The sequence below is a fragment of the Streptomyces sp. 7R007 genome (genome assembly GCF_054850255.1).
The window spans coordinates 24,737-47,255 of the sequence record NZ_JBTWMV010000013.1; the positions used below are offsets into that span (position 1 = coordinate 24,737).

Consider the following 22,519-nt stretch of genomic DNA (forward strand, 5'->3'; position numbering starts at 1 on the left):
AGGAGCGGAAGCCGGGACTCACCGGCCCCCTGCCCGGCCCGATCGGATCGCCCGCCGATCTGACCCAGGGCACCCTCATGCTGGCCGAACAAGGCTGCGGTATCTACACACGGCTCATCCTCAACGGCCCGCACGCAGGGGAGATCTGGCAGATCGATCCGGACTGGGGCGGCTTCGTGCCGGTGAGTCCCGGCTTCCGCTCCTGGTGCACCGCTTGGCTGGAGAGCCCGTAAGCGCGCGTCACGCCGGCCGGACCGAACCGCGGCCCATGAATGCGGGAGGCGACGGGAGCAGGATCCGCCGACGCCGGGCGGCGTGTTCGATTTTCTGTTCGATAACATGGGTTGCAGGAGGTGGGCCATGACGAACGGACGGGCGCGCCAGGCAGCGACGGTGATGCATGTGCGCTGCCCGGACCGGCTGGGGCGGGAGCTGTACGGGCAGGTCCTGGAGGAGCTCGCCGGGCTGTCGACCGTGGTGCAGGCGCTGCCGCCGGCCGCGGCCCTGGTGGAGCTCAAGGGCGCGCTGCGCTACCACGGCACCGACGCCCGCGGTCTGGGCGAGATCCTGCGGGTGCGCACGCTCTGCCGTCTCGGTGTCGACGTCCGCGTCGGTATCGGCCCCTCGATCACGGTGGCGGCCACCGCCTCCGCCCAGGTGCCCGAGCCCGGCGGCGTCCTGGCCGTGGCCCCGGAGCAGGCCGCCGACTGGCTTGCACCGCTGCCGGTGGAGGCGCTGCACGGCATCGGTCCACGCCAGGCGGAGGTGCTGCGGGATTACGGCATTCACAGCGTGGGCCTGCTCGCCGCGGTGCCGGCCGCCACGGTGCAGCGGCTGCTGGGTGGCCGCGCCGGGCGTACGGCCGCCGACCGGGCCCGCGGCATCGACCCGCGCGCGGTCGTCCCCCGCGCCCTGCCCGCCACCGCGACCGCCCGCCGCGCCTTCGACCGGCACCTCCTGGACGGCGCCGAGGTGCGCGCCGCCCTGCTGGAGCTGGTGGTACGCCTCGGTGTGCGTCTGCGCCGACGGGAGCAGGCCGCCCGGGCGCTGACCCTCACCCTGCGCTTCGCGGGCGGCACCTCGTGGGAGAGGACCCGTCGCCTTACGGAGCCGTCCGCGCACGACGACGACCTGCGCCTGGTCGCCTACCAGCTGATGGACGCCGCCGGCCTGCAGCGCGGCCGACTGACCAGTCTGGCCCTCAGGGGCGAGGACCTCGTCGACGCCGGCCAGGTCGCTCGGCAGATCACCTTCGACGACACCCGTGAGGCGCGGCTGGTGGCGGAAGCGGCCGTCGACCGTGTGCGGGAGAAGTTCGGCCCCGGCGTCATCGGCCCCGCCGCCCTCTACCGCCGCGCCTCCTGACCTGACGCAAACGTGTTCGTCGGCACGCCGGGCTGTGCGGGGCTGGCATCCGGCGCCGGCCGAAGCCGCCGAACGCATCGGCGCCTCGACTCTCTTCCCGGTGGCCGTACGCCGCCTGGAGCCGGCGGAGCCCTGGAGCACCAGCAGGGTCACGTTGCTCGACGACGCCATTCACGCCATGCCGCCCAGCTTCGGCACCGGCGCCAACAGCGCGCTGCGGGACGCCGCCACCTTGACCCGGGCGCTCACGGCCGCGGTCCACAGTTCCCGAGAGCCCGCGAGCGGTCGTCTACGGTCGTGGTGGGCGCAGGACGGGGACGCTGTCGCGGAACGCGGCGGCGTGCTTGTCGATTTCCTGGGGGTCTGGCTCCAGTGTGGCGGCGTTCAGCAGTTCCCGGTAGTGCTCCTCCAGCTCCGTAAGCGTGTGGACGGAGGAAGCGGTGCCGGCGGGGGAGAAGTCGACCCGGATGTCGCCGTCTTCGACGACGATACGGCCCGCGGCCCCGCAGGTGCCGCATTCGGCGCGGCCACCGCGCAGCACGATCAGGTCGAGGTGGCACATCGGACAGGTGCCGGGCTCGCCCAGGAACCGGACCTCGTCGTGGGGCAGGCCGAGCTGCCGGGCGACCGCGCCGCCCAGCCGCTCGGCGCGCGCCACGGCCGCCGGGTCGGTGGCTATGCCGCCCAGGCCGCCGGGGGTGGGGACTTCCATCTGGTCGGCGACGGCCATGTGCAGGGGGAAGGCCAGCGCGTGCAGAGTGGGCAGCGTCAGCGTGCGCCAGTGGGGTGACGGGCAGCCACCCACGGCGATGAAGCCGGCCACGCGCGGCTTGAGGACCCGCGGGTCGGGGGCCGTGTCGAGGCCCAGAAGGCCGCGAGTTTCCTTCTGTTCGGCCGGGCCGTGTTCGCGGTGGGCGAGGGCCTCACGGACGAAGACGACGTCCGTGCGCGGACCGAAGGCGCGGTCGATGAGGAGCTTCAACGCGCCCGGTGCGCTGCGGGTGTAGGTGGGGGAGCTGACGATCACGCCGTCCGCGTCGAGCAGCCGGTCGCAGAACCAGGCCGCGTCGTCCCCGGCGTCCGCGGTGGCGGCGGTCACCAGGGACAGGTCGGTCAGCCGTACCATCTCGACGGCTGTTCCTTCGCGCGCGGCCGCGGTGAGCGCGGCCTTCAGCAGTACCTCGGCACTGCCGTCCTGCTGCCCGCAGGCAAGTCCGAGCAGACGCATCGACGACACCTCTCTGTGTGGTCGGGGGACGGGGGCGGTCCGCCGGGCCACGCGGGCTCCGGCGGACCGGTCGGGAGCGGATGGTGGGGCGGTCAGCCGCGCAGGGTGGCGGCCAGCCAGTCGGCGCTGCGGGTGACGATCTCCGGGAAGTGGTTCGAGAGGATCTCGTAGTGCTGGCCCGGGTACTCGATGACCTCCTTCGGGTCGGGGATCCGCTCGTACATCTCGCGGGCCTCCTCGACGGGGGCGACGGTGTCCTTGGAGGCGAGGATCATCAGGACCGGGGCGGTGATGCGTTCGGCGTAGGCGCGCACCTCCATCTCGAAGATGCGGTCGAGGGTCGAGATAGTGATCTCGTTCCGGAAACTGGGCAGATCGTGGATCATGTTCTCGACGAATTCCAGACCCTCCTGGTCGCTGAACATGACCGGGGCCCCGGGTTCCGGGACGCCGTGCAGGCGGATGCTCGCGGCCGGCTCGCCGCGCAGCTGGGCCTGACGGTCGGCGGGGATGAGCGCTTCCAGCTCCGCGAGCGTGTCGGCCGGTTGGAGGGTGCGTGCGCTCCAGCCGCTGACCGGGGGGATGATGCTGACGACCGCTTTGACCCGGCGGTCGGTGGCGGCCGTGAAGAGGGAGTTGGCGCCGCCGATGCTGATGCCCCACAGGGCGATGCGGTCGGGGTCGACGTCCTCGCGCAGGGTCAGATGGGTGATGACGTCGCGCAGGTCCCGGCACTGCTGCCAGGGATCGAACTGCTGACGGGGTTCGCCGTCGCTGTAGCCGGTGTTGCGGTGGTCGTAGATCAGGCAGGCCAGACCGGCGTCGGTGAAGCCCTCGGCCATGGCGAACATGGATTCCGCGGGACCGCCCAGGCCGCCCTGGAGGATGGCGACGGGCGGGCGTTCCGGGCCGTCGGCCGGGCGGAACAGTTTGCCCCGCAGGGTCAGTTCCGACACTCGGAACTCGATGTCTTCGGTGACAGGCATGGGTCTCCTCGTGGTGCGGCTCGTGTCGGGAAGTCGGCGATCAGGTGTGACTGACGGGGAGGTCGTCGGGCAGGAAGTCGGCGTCGAGGCCCCGCGGGTCGGCCGAGGCGCGCAGGATGGGGAAGACCTCGGCGCGCATCTCGGACTCGTACTCGGCCACGGCCGCCGCCACAGGTGTGTCACCGTGGGCGGCGCGCTCAAGGGCCCGGGCGAGAGCCGCGGCGTCGCGCAGTGCAGTGTTGGCACCGGAGCCGAACGAGGGAGGCATGGCGTGGATCGCGTCGCCGAGCAGGGTGACACGGCCGGCCGGCCAGGGCTCTGCCGGCTGTAGGTGCCGCGTGGCCACCGGGAAGATCGTCGACGCGTCGACGTGCTCGACGAGATCGGCCAGGGCGGGATCCCAGCCCCGTACCGCGGTGCGCATCAGCGCGTGCAGGGTTTCGGCCGAGCTGTCCCACAGGTCGGGAGCCTGGGCGGCGACAGGGCTGCCGGGCGGAAGGCCGAGGTTGACCATGATGTACGGGGCGACGGGATCGACGGCGGCGCCGGGCGCCAGTTCGGCCACCGCCTCGGCGACCGGCCGGCGCGGCCGGTACACGCCGTACGCGAACATCGCGCCGTTCGGCCCCGTGGCGATGGCGAAGCCGTCGAACAGTGCCTCGGGCAGGCTCGCTGCCAGATCGTCGGTCAGCGGTGCGATGGAGTACAGGCCGCGTATTCCGGTGTCCACGACTGCAATGTCGGGCAGCAACTGCCGGCGCACGACGGAGTTGATGCCGTCGGCGCCCACCAGTACGTCCCCGGTCTCGCTCGTGCCGTCGTCGAGCAGCACCCGCACCTTCTCCCCGTCCGTCTCGAAGCCGGTGACGGTGCTGTCGTAGCGGACGATGTCCTCCAGGCCCACGCCCATGATCTGGCGCAGCGTGCGCCGGTTGACCGCTGTGTGCGGCCGGCTCGGGTCATTGGGCGGGCCGATGTGGGGGCGGGCGCCCAGTTCGCGGGCCTGGTGGTCGAGCACGACCATGACCTCACGGCGCGGCGTCTCGCGCGAGGTCTGCATGTACAGCTCGAAGAGGGCATCCGGCAGGCACTGCTGAAGAGCGCGGCCACCCGCGCCGTTCATGTGCAGGCGGTAGCCGCCCCGCCCGATGCCCGGCGCGCTCTCGTAGACGGTGCAGCTGATGCCCGCGCGGCGAAGACCCTGCGCCAGACAGAGCCCTCCGATGCCTCCGCCGGCGATCAGGACATGGAACGACGGCATTGTCGCCTCCTTGATGGGCTCGGAACACCTGCATCGATCGGCGCAGGCCCGAGCATGCGAACGTCTGGGGGTGACGGCGGTCCGTCTGACACGAACTCCCGCCGAGCCGTGCCACCACTCTCGCGTCCGCCCGGGGATCAGGGAAGCCGAAATCGCTTATGCTGGGCATAGACAGGACTGATGATCATTCGGGGTGGGTGCCGTGACGCTGGACCTCAACCTGCTGCCGTCGCTGGACGCGCTCCTCCAGGAGCGCAGTGTGACGCGCGCCGCACAACGGCTCGGTCTGAGCCAGCCCTCGCTGAGCGCGGCCCTGGCCCGGCTGCGCCGGCACTACGGCGACGAACTCCTCGTCAGGGTGGGCAACAGCTACGAGCTGACCCCCTTGGCCGAACGACTCGTGGAACACACCGAGCAGGCCCTGAGCTGGGCGGACCGGGTCCTCCAGACGCGCCCCGACTTCGATCCCACGCAGGCCCGGCACGAGTTCACCGTGATCATGGCCGACTGCCAACTGCCCACGTTCGGGCGGGCCTTGGCCGACCTGGTCCGCACCGCCGCGCCGAACGTGCGGCTGCGGTTCCAGCACAGCACCGAACGGGTCGTGCAGCAGGCGCTGGACAACCTGCGCACGGTGGACGCCCTCGTCCTGCCCCAGGGCATCCTGTCGAACATCCCCACCTTCGACCTGTACAAGGACCGCTGGGTGTGCGTGGTGTCCGCCGACCGCGCCCCCGCTGTCCTCGGACGGGAGGAACTGGCGCAACGCCCTTGGGTATTGCCCTACCGCCACCCGTCGCCGGTCTTCTCCCCCTTGAACCGCCTGCACGCCGAGGGCATCGAACCGCACGCGGAGATCGTCACGGAGAACTTCCTGGCCATTCCCCACCTGGTCGCGGGGACCGACCGGATCGGCCTGATGCCCGAACGGGCCGCGGCCGCGCCCTTTGCCGGACCATCGATCACCGTCGTGCAACCTGCCTTCGAGATCGGCCACTTGGTGGAGTCCCTGTGGTGGCATCCCCTGCATGAGCGGGAACCGGCCCACATGTGGCTGCGCCGCATCGCCGCTCAGGCCGGCCAGACAGTCGAGAACAGCCCTACGGTCTGAATCTGCAACATCACACTAGCCTCCGGATGCGCCGGTCTGCCGGCCCGTCTGCTCAAGGGTCTGCTGCGCGTCCGGCAGTATCGCGTTGACGGCAGGCCGCAGACACGTCACGAGATCATCGACACTGGCCCTGCTGACGGTGGAGAACTTCAGCACGTAGCGCGCGATCGCGACCCCCAGTGTCAACGCTCCGACCAACTGGCCCCGAAGCTCCCTCGCTTCGCTGTCGGATGCGCCGACGGGAGAGATGCGACTGACCATCTCCTCCAGGTTGAACAGCTTGAGCGCCTCCTCGGCGCTCTCGTCGTGCGTGAGCATGGACCGGAGTGTGGACGTGGTGGCCTCCGGCCTTTCGTCCATGTACTGGAAGACCACACGCACCATCCGGTCGGTGAGTTCCTCGGCAGGGCCCGCCAGTACGTCCGTCATGTCCAGGTTCAGCTCGGACGCGGCCCTGAACAGCTTCTGCTTGTTGTCGAAGTGCTGCATCACCAGCGACGGGTCGCAGCCGGCCCGGTCGGCCACCGCCCGGATCGTTGCCTTCTGGTAGCCGCGCAGGGCGAACTCCTGCCGTGCGGCGTCCAGGATCGCCGCGCGGGTACGAGCGCGCCGCTCCGCCCTCCCGGAGGGTGAGGTGTCGGTCATCACATTCCTTTCACTCAACAGTTGTTGAGTCAGTTCGTCCTCCATGCCTACATTGACTCTACAGCCGTTGAGCGAATCGCCGCTCGGCAGCCAACCCCTTGCATCAGGGAGGACCCCGTGAGGAAGACCATCCGGACCAGACTGGGCGTCGCCGTCGTCGCGGCCGCGCTCCTCGGCGCGGCCGCCGTGCCCGCCGCCCAGGCCACGGCCGACGCCGGCACCCCCAGCACACGCCGCACCCTGAGCACCCCCTACTCCGGGGTTCCGACGACGATCGACCCCGCCGCCGATCTCGCCGCGCAGTCCCCCGCTCCGGGGACCCAGTTCGCCGACTCCATCTACTTCACCAGCCAGGTGAAGGCCGGCGGCCACGACTTCGGGGTGCTGGTGCACACGCTGAACATGCCGAACCAGGACAGGCGGCTGCTGGCCGTCACCGTCAGCGACGAGAAGACCGGCTGGTACAAGAGCTACGAGGTCCCGATCGACAAGAACGACTACCACTGGAGCACGAGCGGACTCGACATCACGATGCCCGGCCTGACCTGGACCGGCGACGCGCAGAACATGTCGGTCAAGGCCACCACCCCGTGGGGTGCCCTCGACTTTCACCTCCAGACCGAGGGCCGCCCGGTCATGGAATACGCCGGTACCGGCACCTTTTCCCTGCTCGGGAACCAGCAGTACGAGTACGCCTTCCCCTCCATGCGCACCACCGGCACCCTGACCGTCCAGGGCAAGACCGAGAAGGTGTCCGGGGAGACGTGGCTCGACCGCCAGTGGGGCCCGCTGTCCCTCAACAGCAGCAGTTTCCACTGGACATGGATGAACCTCAGTCTGCCCAACGGCGACCGGGTCGCCGTCTGGGACTACGCGGGCAGCACCGGCAACGCCTGGGCCACGGTGCTGCACCCGGACGGCTCCTACGACCTGGCCGCGGTCAAGCCGCTCGCCGACGGCGCCCACAGGTTCTGGACCAGCCCCACCAGCGGCAACTCCTACCCGACGCGCTGGACCGTCGACATCCCCAGCCTCAGGACCCACCTCGCCGTCGGCATCACGGGCTCCGACGCCCAGGAGCCGGAGGGCGACAGCCGGTACGAAGGCACGGCATCCTTCAGCGGCACCTACGAGGGCAAGCACGTCACCGGCAAGAACTACGTCGAGATGGTCGGCAACTGGAAGCGCTGAGCCAGCCGACTGCGCTGAACGGCCCAGCCGCTCCGGGGACGTCCACGCCCGTCCCCGGAGCGCGCCCGCCGTAACGACTCGGGTGATCTGTGTAAAAGGGCGAGTGGACAATGCCCCGGGCCTCAAGGCAATGGAGAGACGCCGCCAGACGACACGGCGGTACCGTGCGCCTCGTGCTCTTCAGGGCCAGGCCCGCCCGGGCTCAATAACCGGCTGTCGGGCCAAGGGCCGGTCGCGGGCCAGGTCTTTGGTGGGAGAGTGGACTCCTCCGCAGACTGCGGCACTTGTGGGTGAAGGTGGCCGCCACCGCCTTCACAACGATCAGTCACGCTCGGCTTCGCGGGAGGCCGGCTGTCCGCTCCTGCGGGGGGTCCGGCGCGTGATGCGCCGGGTCATGAGTGTGATCGCGGCCCAGGTGATCAACGATTCCGAATGCTGGATGAGCCGTTCGTAGTCCCGGGCATGCCGGCGAGCGTGCATGATCCAGGCCGGCGACCTCTCCACCACCCAGCGGCGCGGCAGGACGACGAATCCGCTGGTGTCCTTCGGCCGGCTGGCGGTCTCGAGCGTCAGGTTCAGGTTCCTCTTGGCCCAGTCGATGAACTGTCCGGCGGAGGCGGAGTCGGCCCAGACGATGGTGATCTCGGGGTGTATCAGCCGCAGCCGCGCTCCGCGTCCTCGGGCACCACGCCAGCGTAGAGCCCGGGACTGTCCGCCAAGCCGGTTCAGAAACACGCACTCACCTTGGTATACGGCTACGCGTCGCGCGGATCGCTCGTCACCGCCTGGCGTGGGACGCGTCCGTTCCGGGTCGGCCCTGGTTGATCCGATCCACGGCGAACTTCGCCCCCCGCTCGACACTTCCGTTGAGGTGGTAGGTCAGATGCGCGGCGCCGTTGCTGCCGTTGCCGCAGACCGGGTCACCGGTGTTGCAGAACTCCACCGCTTTGGGGCCGAACGCGTCACTGGCCGAGGTGATGGTGCGGCCCGACAGACGCAGGGGGTTGCCGAAGACGACGACCGCCTTGACGCGATTGGCCAGGTCGGTGGGGATGGCGCGGCCGGTGCCCAACTGCGTACGTATGCCCAGGGCGATGTCGGTGACGCTGCCGCCCTGTGAGTAGCCGCCCAGCACGAAGGACGTGTTGGGGCACTCGGCCGCGACCGATGTGACCCGTCGCGTCATGTCGGTCGCGCCCGGCCCGGCGCTCGTCTGCGAGAAGTTCGCCGCGTATGCGACGGCGTACGAGGACACGGTCTTACCCGGCAGCCCACTCTTGATGTCACTCACGAGCGGGGTACCCGTGATGCCCAGCCCGGGCGCCTCTCCGGTACCGCGGGCGAAGACGACCTCCACGTCGGAGCACGGGGCGGCCGAGGCCATGGACGGCAGCAAGTAGATGCCGGCCGCGCCGAGCGCGCCCACGCCCGCCAGGGACACCAGGGTGAGACGACGCCGGGACGAAGCATGACGGGACATGTGGTTCCTCTTTTCCTGAGCGGTGGTCCGCGCGCTCGTCACGAGGGTCCGTGAGCCGAGCGCAACAGCACCGTAGGAAGCACGACGCCCCGCACGTATCGGTGGAATCACCAGTCGAGCACCGGCCCGTTCCTTAGACGGACAGTCAGTAATGCCTCGGAACAGGGCCCGCGTCTGTCGGTCGCTCGCTACCATCGGCACAGCAAGGGCACAGAGAACGGTGGTGCGCGTGGGGCACGATGCGACTGGCACGGATCCCGGATCTCAACCGGACGCTCCCCTCGCGCGAGTCGAGCAACCGCAGCCCGCACACGAGGAGTTGGCGCTCGGCCTGCATCTGCTGCGTGACGGTCCCGTCGCCGATGCCCACAACCTCCTGCTCCTCGCCTCCAGAGCCCTGCGGACAACCGATGTGGCCCGCTCACGCGAGGCGGCGGTGCATGCCTCCATGGCAGCCTGGCTGGGAGGCGATCGCGACGGATACCTCACCGCGCTCAACGCGCTGTGCCCCTCGCCCGATCCCTCTGCCGGGTCACTCCCCACGGGCGTCGACGACGATCCCGTCGAGGCCTTCTGGCGCGCCTATCGCGACGGCATCCACCGCGTCCTGCACGGTGACCTGGCTCGCGCCAAGGTGCTCCTCGCTCCGGTACGGCACGTACTGACGACGCAGCAGGACGCCTCGCGGCTGCTGTCGGCCGGCACCATCGCGCTCATGCTGGGCGACCTGGCCGAGGCTCGGCAGGTCCTCGGCCAGGCTCTGGCCACCGCCCGTTCCATGACGCCGACGCTCGTGCCACGCATCCTCGAACACCTCGCCTACGCCGAACTGCGCGAGGGCCGCTACCACCAGGCGCGCGTACACGCCGAAGCCGGTCTCGAAGCCGCCGCCGCGCACCCACAACGCAACGTGGCAGCCGGCCTGTCCGCGGTCCTCGCCCTCACTGCCTCCATCGCGGGCGACGCGGAAGCAGTCGCCGCGCACGCCCAGTCGGCGCTGCACACGGCCCACGCCCACGGGCTCAGCCAGACCAGAACGCTCGCCGAATGGGCCCGGGCCCGCGCGGAGTTGAGCCACGGCAACGCCGAACACGCCGCCGCGCGACTGGCCCCGCTCGTGCACGAGGGGCCGCGACGGGGCCACTTCGGCCTGTGGATGATGACCGTCCCCTACTACGTCGAGGCCGCGGTCCTCGCCGGCCACGACCCGGAAGTAGGAGACCTGATCGATCAGTACGGCGAGTGGGCCGCATGGGGCGCGGACCCGCACAGCCCCGCCGTCGTCCTGCGCTGCCGGGCCCTGGTGGCCAGTGACGAGCGCAGCGAGGAACTCTTCGTCGCGGCCCTGGCGCAGCACGAGAAGGTCGACAGTCCCTACGAGCACGCCCGGACCCACCTCGCGTACGGGATGTGGCTGCGGCGTCGGCGCCGTACGGTGGAGGCGCGTGCCCAATTGCGTGCCGCCGCCGTGGGATTCGACCAGCTGGGCGCCGACACGGCCACGGAGCAGGCCAACGCCGAGCTCAGAGCGGCGGGGGAGACGCCCACAGGAGTACCCGCCGTGCCATCCGGGACGGGAGCACCGGCGCTGCTCACTTCGCAGCAGTCGCGGATCGCCGGCCTGGTGGCACAGGGCGCGACCAACCGTGAAGTGGCACGCCAGTTGTCGATCAGCACCCGTACCGTCGAGTACCACCTGCGCAACATCTTCGCGCAACTCGGAGTGCGCTCCCGGGCCGCTCTCGCCCATGTCATGGAGTCGGATTCCCCGGTCCGCGCCGAAGAGCAGCTCCCCTGACATGCCCTGACGGGCTGGGCGCTGGCCGACCTGGAGAAGCCGGTGCACGTCAGCCTCGGGTGTGGTGTTCGTCCTTCGACGGTGCCCGGGTGAGGTGTCCGCGCGCCGTACCTGCTCAACACCTGTACGGTGCCGTCACTGCGCCGGCTGAGTACGCCACCCACCGGGACGGCGTCACCGTGCACGTGTCCCTGCCCGGCGACGACAGTCAGGTCATCGCCCTGACCACCGATCCCGCGAGCTTCGCAAGCACCCCATCTCGGCCGCCGGCTCGGCCAGCGACCGCACTGTCCGGCCGTCCCGCGCAGGCCAACGGACTCGTCGGCCCGGCCACGCTCACTCCCTACACCTGCACCGGTATCAGCTGACGGCTCTGACCCGGCGGGCGCACTCGCCGTATTCGTGACGGTGCCGCAGTCGACTCAGAGATGGCTGCGGCACCGCCCTCGCGCCCCAGTGCGAGCCTGGAGGAACACGCATCGGGACCGGACCGTCGAGTGCCCCGGCGCGGCGCCCCCAGACCCGGCCAACCGGGTGATGTGCGCCGGTCGACCGAGTACCGGACCAGAGGCTGTCGTGCCAGGTGCCGATGCGGCGATGGCGGGGACCGTGACCTGGTGCCGCATCAGGCAACGTTCGCCCTGGTGAGGAACCAAGCCAGCACAGCCACGCCGACGGGTAACGCAACAAGGTAGCCAACGAGGATACAGACGCCCGGATCAGGCAGCGCAGGAAAGGCCCAGTTCATCGCTGCGACCACGAGCAGTCTCACCGTTGCCAGCGCAAGGACAGCGGCAACAACAGCAAGCCGACGCGGCGGGGCCGCCCGGCTGTACAGCCCAGCCGCAGGCCCGATCGCGATCAGGCCCGTCACGAGGAGGACGAAACCAGCGTCGGGCAGCCACCCGAACGGCCACCCCACCAGAGCGACCAACCCGGAGACAGCAAGGCCGCCCAGTTCCAACGCGACGGTGACCGCTACCGGGTGGTCCCACGAGGTGCGTCGGATCGAACCGCTCCCACTGTCCTTCTCATCGGCCACGTCGTCAGAGTAGCCATCGTCAGGGCGAACGTTGCCTGATGCGGCGCCAGCTATGCGCCGACGCCGACGCGCTCACCCGGTCCGGCCGCCCCTCGGGATGTCTGTCCGTGCAAGGCGGCCTGGGCCCAGGGGGGCGAGTGCGGCCGCATCGCCAGGTTCCTCGCCGACAGCCGGCTCGCCGACAGCCGGCTCGCCGACAGCCGGCTCGCCGGCGGCCAGGCCCTCGCCAAGCGCCTCGCCCGTGCCGTCGAGGAGGGTGACCTGCCGGCGGACACCGATCCCGACGCCCTCGCCCGCTACGTCATGGTCGTCAGCGAGGGCAACACCGTCCACGCGGCTGCCGGGGCGACCCGGGCGGGCTGCACGCCATGGTCGACATCCCCCTGACGGCGGTACCCCGGTCTCCCGCGGATGCGACGGCCCTGAAGCCCAGCCAGGCCGGAGCGAGTCCCGCCCGGTCGCCGGCCCGCGTGGCCGTCGTGGCCGGGCCTACGGTGTCAGCACTGCCCCTGCCGGGACACTTTCCCCCTGCGTCCGCGGCATGGTGCGCCAGCGCTGTCTGGCCCACCGACAACACGTCGGGCCGGGCCTGTGCCGGAGCTGAGGTGTGACGAACGACCACGATCCGCGAAAAGCGGTCAGCAGCCGCTATGACGAAGTCCGGGACTCGCGCTTGCGCCACGCTTCCCTGACGGCATTGCTGCCACTAAATTTGGCGTCATGACTGCCATCACTTTGCGGATCCCCGACGCCATGGACAAGCCACTGCGCGATGCGGCTGCCGAGGCGCCGTCGCTGAACGACTACATCCTGCGCGCCGTGCGCCGACAGATGACGCTGGACGCCGCCCGCAAACTCGCCTCGATGGCTCCCCTCGACCTCGCGGGCGAGGGCGACGCCCTGTGACCATCCGCAAGGGCGATGTCTGGGACGTCGACACCGGCAAAGGCACCCGCACCGTCCTCGTCGTCAGCCTCGACGGTCTCGCCGAGGCCTACAACGCCGTCGTCGTCCTGGTGCTCCACGCGCCCGCGCAGCACCCCGACACGGCGATGAGCGTGCGTCTGACCGCTCCGCTCGACGCCTCCCTCGTCGCCGTCAACCTCCTCCAGCTCTCCGCCGTCCGCTTCGAGACCGGCACACTGCACGGCAACATCGGCCCCGAACAGCAAGAGCTCGTCGACAACGCTCTTCGGGCGGTCCTCGACCTGTAAGGGGAGCGATGGGCCGGACGGGACCGATGGCGGTCGCCCCGTCCGGCCCACGAGCGCGAAGGCCCTGCTCGTCCGCCGTCGGATCCGTCGCCTGGACCGCGATCCGCGTGACCATGTCAGTACCAAGGCGACGACGGCCATCACGGAGGCCCTGTTCATTGAACGCGCTCCCCGCATACCGGGGGCGCGCGGAACAATTTCTTCGCACCGTAGGCGATCCGGCTGCCGGGCACCGCCTCCGGAGCTGCACCTTCGAGGGATCTGCCGCCTCGCAACCCCGCTGCTGAGTGCCGCCGCTATCGCGCCGATCCCCTCATGCACCTCTCGGCGAGCGGGGGAGCACGGGAGCGCCTGCCCCGTACTCCGCCCCACCCCCCTGCACGTACGAATCCTGCGCCCGCACGATCCGGCCGGCGTCGAGCAGAAGACGCCGGGTCACCTCACGTACTGCGTCTGCGCGTGCAGGTCGTTGGGGGTGCGGTTGAGGGCGTCGGGGTGTTCGTGTGGGTGGTGGTCGAAGATCATGGTCATGCGTCGATCCGTGTCATAGGTGCTCCAGCCGGGGGATTCGCCGTAGGCGAAGCGCACGAAGGCGGTGTGCATGTGGTCGGCGAGGTGCTGCGGTGCGTCAGCTCCCAGCAGGTCGGGGGCTTGGGGTGCACCGAGGTGATCGAAGACGAACGGCAGATCCGTGCAGTGCGCGGCGCCGACGAGTGGCGCGGGCCAGGCGAACTGGTAGGTGTAGGTGGGTGTGCCGGCCCGTGCCGCGGTGTCGGCGAGGCGCCGTGCCGACTGTCGGAACGTGCGGTCGCTCAGGGCCTGGGCGAGGGCATGGCCGGGGTTGTCGCTGCCCAGCTGCTCCTGATAGACGACGAGGTCGCGGGCGGCGAGACCGAGGTTCTCCATGCCCTGTTCGCAGGCGGCCACGGTGGGGGTGGTGGTGTCGCCGAGGAGGAAGTTCCACTCCTGTGTGGTCGTGCCGATCATGAGGGCCTCCAGGGCGCCGGGCTCGGCGAGGGCCTGATCCGGGGAGGCGGTCACGACGGTGCCGTCGTGGGTGGGCTGCCAGCGCAGGGAGTCCCGGCCGGCTCGGCGGGCGCGTTCATCGACACTGTCGGCGGTTGACTGGACTTCTCCGGGCAGCCAGGTTCTTTCCAGCTCGAGGCGTTGCACTGCCGGTACGGCGGATATCGCTTGGCGGGTGCGTGGCACCCGGAGTTGGTCGGCGAAGTCGTCCGAGAGCCGGAGCATGCGCTCCAGCGGAGCGAGTTGGGGTGCTGCGGCGCTCATGACCGCCAGACGGCGAAAGAGGCCGCGAGCGCCGGGGGCGCCGATGAGGGCAAGTGCGGCCATCGCTCCGGCGGACTGGCCGGCCACGGTGACGTTACGAGGGTCGCCGCCGAACGCGGCGATGTTGTCGCGGATCCAGGTCAGGGCGGCGGTGATGTCGAGCAGGGCACGATTGGCCACCTGGTCGTCGAGGATCATGAAGCCTTCGGCGGCGAGGCGGTAGTTGGGGACGACGAAGACGACGCCGTCGCGGGCGAAAGAAGCTCCGTCGTACCAGGGGCTGGCGTTGCTGCCGGTGAAGAAGCCACCCCCGTACAGCCACATGACCACGGGGAACGGCCCGGCGCCGTCGCGCGGGGCGTACACGTTGAGATTGAGAGCCCGGTCGCCTTCGATGACGGGGTCGGGAAAGAGTTCCTGCTTCACCAGGGGGTGGGCCGGAGAGGGGCCGAAGACGGTCGCGTCGAAGCACGTGGCGAACGGCTCGCACGGCTGCGGCGGGTCAAAGGCGTGGTCGGGGTAGGGCGCACGGGCGTAGGGAACGCCGAGGTAGGCGATGTGCGTGTCCCGGTCGTCTCCCGCGATCGGTCCACAGGGGGCGTCGACGATCACTGCGGGTCTCTCTTTCGACGAGTGCGCCGGGGTGTCGGCGGGACACTGCCGGCGGCGGTCGGCTGTGGTGTGAACGCCGGTGGAGGAGTGGGGGGCGGTCAGCCGGCGTCGGCCGGTGCGGTGGGGCGCGGGGTGGGGGCGGAGACTTCGGCGGGTTTGAGCAGCAGGGCCAGGGCGGCGCCGACGAGGCTCAGGGCGGCGAGGGCGAAGAAGGCGATGCGGTAGCCGTCCACGACGGCCGCGTTCCCGTCGGCGTGGCTGTGGCTGGTGACGGTGGTGGCGACGGTGACCAGCGTCGCCAGGCCGAGCGCGGCGCCGAGCTGGCGGCACATGTTGATCAGGCCCGAGGCGACGCCCGCGTTGCGGGGGTCGATGCCGCTGGTGGCGGCCACGACCGCCGGCATCATCGTGAGGCTGGTTCCCGCACCGACCACCATGGTGGGCAGCAGGACATGGCCGACGTAGTCGGAGTGGGCCGGCAGTCGGGCCAGCCCGACCAGCCCCAGGGCGGCGCCGACGCTTCCGATCAACACCAGGCGCCGGGCGCCCAGGGTGGGGATCAGCTTCTGGGAGAGGAGCACGCCGACGCTGATGACGGCGACCATGGGCAACAGGGACAGTCCTGTGCGCACCGCACTTTCGCCCAGGAACTGCTGCAGGTAGAGGGAGAGGAAGAACAGCGGTGCGGTGATCACCACGCCGAGGCACAGGGTGAGGAGGTTGCCGGTGCGCACGTTGGCGACGGAGAAGATCCCCAGGGGGACGAGTGGCTCGTCGGTGCGGCGCTCGATGACGACGAACGCGGCGAGCAGGGCGACGCCGACGACCAGCGCGGTGATGACGCGTGCGGCTCCCCAGCCCGCATCCGGTGCGGCCGAGACGCCGTAGACGACCAGGGCGGCCGACAAGGTCACGGCGATCGCACCGGGCACGTCGATGCGTGAACGCCGTTCACCGGTGGTGGTCGGCGCGAGGCAGGTCAGGCTGGCGATGAGAAGACCGATACCGATGGGAACGTTGATCAGCATCACCCAGCGCCAGCTCACCGAGGCCAGCAGGCCGCCGACCACGATACCCACGGCTCCGGCGCTGGAGGCGGCAACTCCCCACCAGGTCATCGCCCGCGTGCGCTGGGACGGTTCGGTGTGGCTGGCCGTGATCAGGCTGAGGCTGGAGGGTGCCAGCGCCGCAGCCCCCGCGCCCTGCACAACGCGCGCGGCCAGCAGCATCCAGCCGTCCTGCGCCAGTCCGCCGAGCAAGGACGCCGCGGAGAAGACGGCCAGGCCGAGCTGGAAGACCCGCCGCCGCCCGAACAGGTCACTGGCGCGCGAGGCCATCATCAGCAGGCCGCCGAAGGCGACCAGATAGCCGTTGACCACCCACTGCTGGGTGCTGGTGGACAAGTCCAGGCCCGCCTTCATCGAAGGGAGCGCCACGTTCACGATGCTGGAGTCCAGCACCACCATGAACTGTGCGACACAGGCCACGGCGGCGACGACGGCGAGGGTGACTCCGGGTTTGGCCACCCCGTGGGAGGCGTCCGGGGGCATGGACGAGGATGGCCTGTTCACGTGCGAGGTGGGCGATGGATCGGGCATGGCACTTCGTCCCTCCAGATGCCGGATAGGGTGTCCGTTAACTGTAGGGCGTTACCGGATAGGCTGTCCACTTGCGAGGTGCAGCTCCGCTCCGGGCGCTGCGCCTCGGAGTACCGGCACGATGAGTGGAGGCGCTCATGGACACGGCCAAGACGGCGTTCCCGAATCGTCGGGCAGCCGCGCAGCGCAATCGCGGCAAGATCCTCGACGCGGCGCGGGAGGCGTTCGCCGATCCCGCATCCGACATCTCCATGGCCGAGATCGCGCGCCGCGCCGGGGTGGGCATGGCCACGCTCTACCGCAACTTCCCCGGCCGCCAGGAACTCTTGGAGGCGTTGTACGCCGACGAGGTCGATCAGATCTGCGAGGCCGCCAAGCCCGCACCCGGACAGAGCCCCGAGGCCGCACTCATCGCCTGGCTGCGCCTGCAGATCGACTTCATCCCGCACAAGCGGCTGATCATCTCCGAGCTGCTGGAGCACACCGACCGCGAGAACATCACCAGCCACCGGAGCCGCGCGATCGAGGCGGGCCGTCCCCTACTGGACGCTGCCCAGGCAGCCGGCCAGATCCGCGACGACCTGACGCTGGAGCACATCTTCGACCTCATCGTCGCCATCGCCAAGATCAACGAATCGGCCGACTACCTCAGACCGCTCTTCGACACCATGTTCGACGGCCTGCGTCAGACGGGTGACGCGAACTCCTGAGACATGCGGCGGCGGAGCATCAGGCAGCCGTAGGCGCACTCCGCGGTCCAGCGCTCGGGCAGCGGGCGTCACATCCCTCCCGCGCGGCGACCCGCTGCCGTGGACTGTGCTCGGGAGCGGGGCCGCCGGACCTCGGTGTCTCGCGGGAGGAGACGCAAGAGGTCCGTTACGAGGGGATGTTCCACTTCTGCGTGCCCAGGCCGTTGCAGTCGTAGATCTGCAGCTTCGTGCCGTTGGCGGTGGCGCCCGAGGGGATGTCCAGGCAGCGGCCGGACTGCGGGTTGCGCAGCGAGCCGTCGGGCTGGTGCTGCCACTGCTGGCCGCCGGCGCCGTTGCAGTCCCACAACTGGACCTTGGTGAAGTTGGCCGTGCCGTTGCCGTCGATGTCCAGGCACCTGCCGAAGGCCCGCAGGGTGCCGTCCGGGGCGACAGACCAACGCTGGCCGGTGGCCGTGCTGCAGTCCCACAGTTGCGCGGCCCGGCCGTTGCCGCTGGTGTTGGTGTCGACGTCGAGGCACTTGCCCGACACCCACGGGGTGGTCACCTGTCCCACCGGGCCGCCGAGGCTGCCGGTGTTGAAGCGGATCTGGCACTGGTTGCCCGTGCCGAGCCAGGTTGCGGTCAGGTACAGGAACGTGGCCCCGCCGGCCCGGGGCACGATCGGTGAGCTGTAGCCGGGGCAGGAGGGCTCGCCGGTGTTGTAGCCGCCGGTCGGGTCCGTCTTGACCGGTGCCTCGATCTCGGTCCACTCACCGGTACCCAGGCTGGTGTTGGCCAGCACCACCGTGCCGGACTCGGACATGACCGCCTTGTTGCCGGTGGGGCCGGTGACGACGCGCTGACCGGAGATCAGCAGTGTGCCGTTGGGGCCGCCGCCCGACTGCCAGGCCAGGTAGGGGGTGTGCAGCAACTGCCGTCCGTCGCTGGTCTGCACGAGGGTGCCGGGCGAGTCGGTGGGCGCCCAGTTCAGGCCGTCGTCGCTGGTCTTGGTGTACACCTCGCAGGTGTGGTCCGCGTCCGTGGCGTCCCGGCACAGCTCGTAGGACATCATGAACCGGCCGTTGGGCAGGGGCACGACGATCGACATGCCCGGCCGGGCCAGGTTGTCCGCGGGGAAGGCGACGTCCTGGGTGAGCGTCGAGCTCCAGGTGCGGCCGCCGTCGGTCGAGGTGTAGTGGCCGATGACCTGGTTGTTGGTCGGGGTGTTGGCGGGACGTTCGTCGGAGATGAAACAGGCCAGGGTGTTGTTCGGGGCGAGCAGGAAATACGGCTCCCAGATGCCGGCGCCGATGGTGTTGGGCAGGCCGCTGGTCTGGGTGCAGTTGGACAGGTACTGCCAGCTCTGGCCGTGGTCGGTGCTCTTGAAGACCTCGATCTTCTGCGCGGTGTAGTCGCCCACTTTCCAGGCGGTGCCCGCGGCGAGCAGGTCTCCGGCGTTCAAGCCCCCCGCGGTGCGCGGGACTTCGTAGAGGACGGGTGCCTCCAGGTCCCAGCCGGCGGTGTGTGAGGTGATGGTCGAGATGGGAGTGGCGGACCAGCTCTGGCCGCCGTTGGTGCTGCGGTAGACGGGCAGCGTGCTGGGCGTGCCCTGGTTGCGCTGGGCGAAGGTGGCCAGCATGGTCTGGCCCGACGAGCCGTCATGGTCGAGACGGACGGCCCGCGGGTAGCTGTCGTCGCCCTGCGGGTAGGTGGTGAGGTTGGGCGAGGCCAGAACCTGCCCGGCGGGCGCCGCCGACGAGGCAGGGGCCCACAGGGCCAGCAGGGCGGCGAGCAGTGTCAGGACGCCGAGCACGGTTGTCGATCTGGCTGATCTGTGGGGCGCCAGGGTTGTGCGCACGGTGCGACTCCTTTTCCGTTGCGGGTGGGTGTCGGTGGTGCAGTGGTCGCGGGTGCGGTCAATCGACGGGGTGGGCCTGCGCGTCGTCGCCGATGTGCCGTGCGGTGCGGGTGTCCACGTCGAGCGCGGTGCGGGCCACGACCGTGCCGTCCGTCACCAGGGCCAGGTGCAGACGTCCGCTGGTCCAGCCGTCGGGCAGGACGGCGGGCACGGTGACCGGCTCTCCGAGGACGTACGGCTTGGCCTCGGCGCGGCCCGAGGGCACGGGGCTGCCGAGGGAGTCGGGTGTGGAGCCGTACACGGGCGTCCAGGCGGTGTGCAGGGTGCCGGCGACGGGTTCGGTGCCATGGTGGGAGACGCGCACGGGGACGGTGAACTCCCGCGCGGAGGTGAGCAGGTCGCGGCCTGGCGCGACCGGCGTGACGTCCAGTACGAGCGTGGTGGGCGCGTTGACGTGGGCCGGATCGACACCCGCGAGGTCCTTCGTCCCGCGGTGGAAGTCCAGCAGCCCGGCGCTCTCGTGCTCGATGTCGTACAACTCGGTGTAGACGTAACCGGCGAGCCGGTCGTGGCGGCGCAGTTCCTGGGTCTGCCAGCGCAGGTGCCAGGCGCGCTCCAGGCCGGTGAAGCCGCCGCCGTACTCGCTGTTGAGGTTGGGCAGGCCGCGCAACGGCTGCCCCGGCACGGCGAGTTGCTTGCGCACGACCCAGTCGGGGCCGAGCTTGACGGGGAAGTCGTCGCGTGCGCCGGAGAGCAGGTCGGCGATGGTGGTGGCCCACTGGGCGGCGCTCTCGTCGTAGTAGTGCCAGTCCAGCAGGTCGGTCTTGACGTGCGTCCAGCCCGAGTTGTCGACGACGGGCCGGGTGGGGTCGAGGGCCTTGAGCCGGTCGTAGGCCTCGCGCACCGCCTGCTGCTTGGCCGGGTCGCCGGGGACGTCCCAGTCCAGGCCCCATTCCTCGTTGTACAGGCCCCAGATGACGATGGCGGGGGAGTTGCCGTCGCGTTCCACCATCGGTTCGATCTGCTCGGCGAACCGCGTGGTGGACTCGGGTGAGAAGCGGCCGGTGGAGGCGGGTTCCGCCCACAGCAGCATGCCGAGGCGGTCGGCGTGGTGGATGTAGCGGGGGTCTTCCAGCTTCAGGTGCTTGCGTACGAGGTTGTAGCCGGCCTGTGCCGCGAGGTCCAGGTCGCGGCGCAGAGCCGCGTCGTCGGGTGCGGTGATCCCCGTCTCGGGCCAGTAGCCCTGGTCGAGGACGCCGCGGACGAACAGCCGGCGTCCGTTGAGGTACAGGGCCTCGCCGTCGACGGTGATCGAGCGCAGCCCGGTGTAGCCGGTGACGCGGTCGGTGCCGTCGGCGCTGGTCAGTTCGGCGTCGACGTAGTACAGATGCGGGTCCTCGGGGGACCACAACCGCGGTTGTGCCAGCGGCAGTCGGGCACTGGCCTGCCCGTCCGCGCCGACGTCCAGGGTGACCGTGGTGTTTTCGTCGCGCACGCGCAGGGTCAGCCGCGAGCCGTCGGCGCCCGGGCCCACGACGGTGGCGTCGACGGTGAGGCCGGCCAGGTCCGCTGCCGGGCGCAGGCGCAGGGCGGTGAGGTGGGTGGCGGGGCGCGCGGTGAGCCACACGCTCTGCCAGATCCCGGAGGAGGGGGTGAAGCAGACGCCGTCGTAGTCGTCGCGGGGCATGCTGCGCTGTTTGCCGTGGGCGAGGTCGAGCTTGTCGGCCGGGGAGTGCACGCGGACGACGACCTGCTGCTCGCCGTCGCCGAGGGCGTCCGTGACGTCGGCGCAGAAGGGGGTGTAGCCGCCTTCGTGGTGAGCGACCTCGATGCCGTTGACCCAGACGGTGGCCTCGTGGTGGACGGCGCCGAAGTGCAGGACGATGCGCTGCCCCTGCCAGGCGGACGGCACGGTGAACGTACGGCGGTACCAGGCGGTCTGCAGCCAGTGCGCGGCGATGCCGGAGGCGGGTGTCTCCCAGGCGAACGGCACCGTGATCTGCTGGTCGTAGCCGTCGGGGGTGGCCGCGGTGTGCTGTGCGGTGGCGTCGGCCCGGAAGTCCCAGGTGCCGTTGAGGCTGAGCCAGGCGTGCGAGCGGTCGAAGTGCGGCTGTGGGTACTCGGGGCGGGGGGCGGGCATGGGCGTGGGTGCTCCGATCGTGAGGTGCGTGAGGCGGTGCGGTCGGCCAACCGGCGCCCGGCGAGGGGCGGTTCGCGATCGCGGATGCGCGATGCGCCGGCCGTGGATGACGGTGGCGGGTGCGGGCACGCGGGCCGGCTGTGCGGTCAGCCCTTGACGCTGCCGGCGAGGATTCCGTTGATGAAGTGCCGTTGCAGCAGGACGAACAGCAGCAGGACGGGCAGCATCGCGAGGCTTCCCGCGGCCAGCAGCTCGCCCCAGACGGTGCTGAAGTCGGCGCCGATGCGGTTGCCGGTGACGTTCTGGGCGAGGGTGGACAGGACGACCTGGAGGGTCTGGTGGCTCTCGTCGTTGACGGCGACGACGGGCCAGACGAAGTCGTTGTAGATGTTCATGGCCGTCAGGACGCCGAGTGCGGCGATGCCGGGACGGATGACCGGCACCACGATGCGGGTGAAGATCCCCAGCTCGCCCGCCCCGTCCACCCGGCCGGCGTCGAGGAGTTCGTCGGGGACGGCTGCAATGGTCTGCCGCATCCAGAAGATGCTGAAGGCGTCGATGCTGCCGGGCAGGATCAGGGCCTGGTAGGTGTTGACCCAGCCCAGCTGGCTCATCTCCAGCAGCAGCGGGATGATCAGGACGAGCGTCGGCAGCATCAGGGTGAGCATGAGGATGCCGAACAGCAGATTGCGGCCGGGGAAGCGGTACTTGGCGAAGGCGTACCCGGCCAGCGGGCACAGGCACATGGTCAGCGCGCCCTTGACGACGACGACCAGGAGGGTGTTGAGGAACCCGGTGCCGATCGGTACGTCGTGGAGCATCGACCGGTAGTTGTCGAAGGTGAGCGAGCCGGGCGACAACGACAGCGGGGAGCGGACGATCTCGTTCGCCGGCTTCAGAGAGGAGCTGACCGCCCACCAGATGGGGTAGACGAACACGACGGCCAGGCCCACGAGGACGAGGTACTGCCAGGGGCTCGGCCTGGGCTGCGAGAGGCTCTTGCGTTTCATC

The 22,519-nt window shown here is 70.4% G+C and carries 19 protein-coding genes and 2 pseudogenes; 9 read left to right on the forward strand and 12 right to left on the reverse strand.

Features of this window, described 5'->3' with window-relative positions; all coding sequences use genetic code 11:
- Positions 1-77 precede the first annotated feature (77 nt).
- The 3 genes and pseudogenes from ACYF6T_RS18795 to ACYF6T_RS18805 all read left to right on the forward strand — a co-directional run.
- Positions 78-233 (forward strand): hypothetical protein, encoded by a 156-nt coding sequence (locus tag ACYF6T_RS18795; protein WP_461697860.1) that lies wholly within the window; start codon positions 78-80, stop codon positions 231-233.
- A 127-nt stretch (positions 234-360) separates the two neighbouring features.
- The gene (locus ACYF6T_RS18800; RefSeq protein WP_461697862.1) at positions 361-1,365 is read left to right on the forward strand and encodes a DNA polymerase Y family protein; all 1,005 of its coding nucleotides are present in this window, start codon (positions 361-363) and stop codon (positions 1,363-1,365) included.
- Positions 1,366-1,465: 100 nt separating this feature from the next.
- A pseudogene (locus tag ACYF6T_RS18805) lies at positions 1,466-1,618 on the forward strand (FAD-dependent oxidoreductase); the annotation flags it as partial.
- A gap of 36 nt (positions 1,619-1,654) precedes the next feature.
- Here the strand turns inward: ACYF6T_RS18805 and ACYF6T_RS18810 are convergent.
- From ACYF6T_RS18810 to ACYF6T_RS18820, 3 genes are all read right to left on the reverse strand, one after another.
- Positions 1,655-2,593, reverse strand: a complete 939-nt coding sequence (locus ACYF6T_RS18810) for an NAD(P)H-dependent oxidoreductase (RefSeq protein WP_461697864.1) — start codon at positions 2,591-2,593, stop codon at positions 1,655-1,657.
- A gap of 92 nt (positions 2,594-2,685) precedes the next feature.
- Complete coding sequence (locus tag ACYF6T_RS18815; protein WP_461697866.1) at positions 2,686-3,579, reverse strand: alpha/beta hydrolase; 894 nt, start codon at positions 3,577-3,579, stop codon at positions 2,686-2,688.
- A 40-nt stretch (positions 3,580-3,619) separates the two neighbouring features.
- Positions 3,620-4,840, reverse strand: coding sequence for an FAD-dependent oxidoreductase (locus ACYF6T_RS18820; RefSeq protein WP_461697868.1), 1,221 nt, complete (start codon positions 4,838-4,840; stop codon positions 3,620-3,622).
- A gap of 202 nt (positions 4,841-5,042) precedes the next feature.
- Here ACYF6T_RS18820 and ACYF6T_RS18825 point away from each other — a divergent pair, with 202 nt between their 5' ends.
- A complete protein-coding gene (locus ACYF6T_RS18825; RefSeq protein ID WP_461697870.1) occupies positions 5,043-5,951 on the forward strand; it encodes a LysR substrate-binding domain-containing protein in 909 nt (302 codons plus the stop codon).
- A 15-nt stretch (positions 5,952-5,966) separates the two neighbouring features.
- Here the strand turns inward: ACYF6T_RS18825 and ACYF6T_RS18830 are convergent, their stop codons facing one another.
- Positions 5,967-6,641: a TetR/AcrR family transcriptional regulator gene (locus ACYF6T_RS18830; protein ID WP_461697872.1), complete on the reverse strand. Its 675-nt coding sequence runs from the start codon at positions 6,639-6,641 to the stop codon at positions 5,967-5,969.
- A 72-nt stretch (positions 6,642-6,713) separates the two neighbouring features.
- Between ACYF6T_RS18830 and ACYF6T_RS18835 the strand changes: the two genes are divergently transcribed.
- Positions 6,714-7,787: a lipocalin family protein gene (locus ACYF6T_RS18835; protein WP_461697874.1), complete on the forward strand. Its 1,074-nt coding sequence runs from the start codon at positions 6,714-6,716 to the stop codon at positions 7,785-7,787.
- A 366-nt stretch (positions 7,788-8,153) separates the two neighbouring features.
- Here ACYF6T_RS18835 and ACYF6T_RS18840 read toward each other — a convergent pair.
- Positions 8,154-8,453, reverse strand: a pseudogene (locus ACYF6T_RS18840) (transposase); the annotation flags it as partial.
- A 112-nt stretch (positions 8,454-8,565) separates the two neighbouring features.
- Positions 8,566-9,267: a cutinase family protein gene (locus tag ACYF6T_RS18845; protein ID WP_461697876.1), complete on the reverse strand. Its 702-nt coding sequence runs from the start codon at positions 9,265-9,267 to the stop codon at positions 8,566-8,568.
- 448 nt (positions 9,268-9,715) lie between these two features.
- Here ACYF6T_RS18845 and ACYF6T_RS18850 point away from each other — a divergent pair, with 448 nt between their 5' ends.
- A complete protein-coding gene (locus tag ACYF6T_RS18850) occupies positions 9,716-11,065 on the forward strand; it encodes a LuxR C-terminal-related transcriptional regulator (protein ID WP_461697878.1) in 1,350 nt (449 codons plus the stop codon).
- 625 nt (positions 11,066-11,690) lie between these two features.
- Here ACYF6T_RS18850 and ACYF6T_RS18855 read toward each other — a convergent pair.
- A complete protein-coding gene (locus ACYF6T_RS18855; RefSeq protein ID WP_461697880.1) occupies positions 11,691-12,107 on the reverse strand; it encodes a hypothetical protein in 417 nt (138 codons plus the stop codon).
- 720 nt (positions 12,108-12,827) lie between these two features.
- On the opposite strand from ACYF6T_RS18855, the gene ACYF6T_RS18860 reads away from it, so the two are divergent.
- Positions 12,828-13,013 carry a hypothetical protein gene (locus tag ACYF6T_RS18860; RefSeq protein ID WP_461697882.1) on the forward strand — a complete coding sequence of 62 codons (186 nt, stop codon included), beginning with the start codon at positions 12,828-12,830 and terminating at the stop codon, positions 13,011-13,013.
- Positions 13,010-13,321, forward strand: coding sequence for a type II toxin-antitoxin system PemK/MazF family toxin (locus ACYF6T_RS18865; RefSeq protein ID WP_461697884.1), 312 nt, complete (start codon positions 13,010-13,012; stop codon positions 13,319-13,321). Before ACYF6T_RS18860 ends, ACYF6T_RS18865 begins: the two co-directional genes overlap by 4 nt.
- 435 nt (positions 13,322-13,756) lie before the next feature.
- Here ACYF6T_RS18865 and ACYF6T_RS18870 read toward each other — a convergent pair whose 3' ends face one another.
- Positions 13,757-15,223: a carboxylesterase/lipase family protein gene (locus tag ACYF6T_RS18870; RefSeq protein ID WP_461697886.1), complete on the reverse strand. Its 1,467-nt coding sequence runs from the start codon at positions 15,221-15,223 to the stop codon at positions 13,757-13,759.
- 98 nt (positions 15,224-15,321) lie between these two features.
- Positions 15,322-16,773, reverse strand: a complete 1,452-nt coding sequence (locus tag ACYF6T_RS18875) for an MFS transporter (RefSeq protein ID WP_461697887.1) — start codon at positions 16,771-16,773, stop codon at positions 15,322-15,324.
- A gap of 185 nt (positions 16,774-16,958) precedes the next feature.
- On the opposite strand from ACYF6T_RS18875, the gene ACYF6T_RS18880 reads away from it, so the two are divergent.
- Positions 16,959-17,531 carry a TetR/AcrR family transcriptional regulator gene (locus tag ACYF6T_RS18880; RefSeq protein ID WP_461697889.1) on the forward strand — a complete coding sequence of 191 codons (573 nt, stop codon included), beginning with the start codon at positions 16,959-16,961 and terminating at the stop codon, positions 17,529-17,531.
- A gap of 166 nt (positions 17,532-17,697) precedes the next feature.
- Here the strand turns inward: ACYF6T_RS18880 and ACYF6T_RS18885 are convergent, their stop codons facing one another.
- The 3 genes from ACYF6T_RS18885 to ACYF6T_RS18895 all read right to left on the reverse strand — a co-directional run bounded on the left by ACYF6T_RS18885 (position 17,698) and on the right by ACYF6T_RS18895 (position 22,518).
- Positions 17,698-19,368 (reverse strand): ricin-type beta-trefoil lectin domain protein, encoded by a 1,671-nt coding sequence (locus tag ACYF6T_RS18885; RefSeq protein ID WP_461697891.1) that lies wholly within the window; start codon positions 19,366-19,368, stop codon positions 17,698-17,700.
- Between the two features lie 58 nt (positions 19,369-19,426).
- Positions 19,427-21,508, reverse strand: a complete 2,082-nt coding sequence (locus ACYF6T_RS18890; protein WP_461697893.1) for a glycoside hydrolase family 2 protein — start codon at positions 21,506-21,508, stop codon at positions 19,427-19,429.
- A 146-nt stretch (positions 21,509-21,654) separates the two neighbouring features.
- Entirely contained in the window at positions 21,655-22,518 is an 864-nt protein-coding gene (locus tag ACYF6T_RS18895; protein WP_461697895.1) for a carbohydrate ABC transporter permease, read from the reverse strand.
- Between the last annotated feature and the right edge of the window lies 1 nt (position 22,519).

Excerpts from the sequence above, each read along its gene's own strand:
- ACYF6T_RS18795 (WP_461697860.1), top strand. The coding sequence starts at position 78 with ATGCTGGCCGAACAAGGCTGCGGTATCTACACACGGCTCATCCTCAAC.
- ACYF6T_RS18800 (WP_461697862.1), top strand. The coding sequence starts at position 361 with ATGACGAACGGACGGGCGCGCCAGGCAGCGACGGTGATGCATGTGCGC.
- ACYF6T_RS18810 (WP_461697864.1), bottom strand. The coding sequence starts at position 2,593 with ATGCGTCTGCTCGGACTTGCCTGCGGGCAGCAGGACGGCAGTGCCGAG.
- ACYF6T_RS18815 (WP_461697866.1), bottom strand. The coding sequence starts at position 3,579 with ATGCCTGTCACCGAAGACATCGAGTTCCGAGTGTCGGAACTGACCCTG.
- ACYF6T_RS18820 (WP_461697868.1), bottom strand. The coding sequence starts at position 4,840 with ATGCCGTCGTTCCATGTCCTGATCGCCGGCGGAGGCATCGGAGGGCTC.
- ACYF6T_RS18830 (WP_461697872.1), bottom strand. The coding sequence starts at position 6,641 with ATGGAGGACGAACTGACTCAACAACTGTTGAGTGAAAGGAATGTGATG.
- ACYF6T_RS18845 (WP_461697876.1), bottom strand. The coding sequence starts at position 9,267 with ATGTCCCGTCATGCTTCGTCCCGGCGTCGTCTCACCCTGGTGTCCCTG.
- ACYF6T_RS18850 (WP_461697878.1), top strand. The coding sequence starts at position 9,716 with ATGGCAGCCTGGCTGGGAGGCGATCGCGACGGATACCTCACCGCGCTC.
- ACYF6T_RS18860 (WP_461697882.1), top strand. The coding sequence starts at position 12,828 with ATGACTGCCATCACTTTGCGGATCCCCGACGCCATGGACAAGCCACTG.
- ACYF6T_RS18875 (WP_461697887.1), bottom strand. The coding sequence starts at position 16,773 with ATGCCCCCGGACGCCTCCCACGGGGTGGCCAAACCCGGAGTCACCCTC.
- ACYF6T_RS18880 (WP_461697889.1), top strand. The coding sequence starts at position 16,959 with ATGGACACGGCCAAGACGGCGTTCCCGAATCGTCGGGCAGCCGCGCAG.
- ACYF6T_RS18890 (WP_461697893.1), bottom strand. The coding sequence starts at position 21,508 with ATGCCCGCCCCCCGCCCCGAGTACCCACAGCCGCACTTCGACCGCTCG.
- ACYF6T_RS18895 (WP_461697895.1), bottom strand. The coding sequence starts at position 22,518 with ATGAAACGCAAGAGCCTCTCGCAGCCCAGGCCGAGCCCCTGGCAGTAC.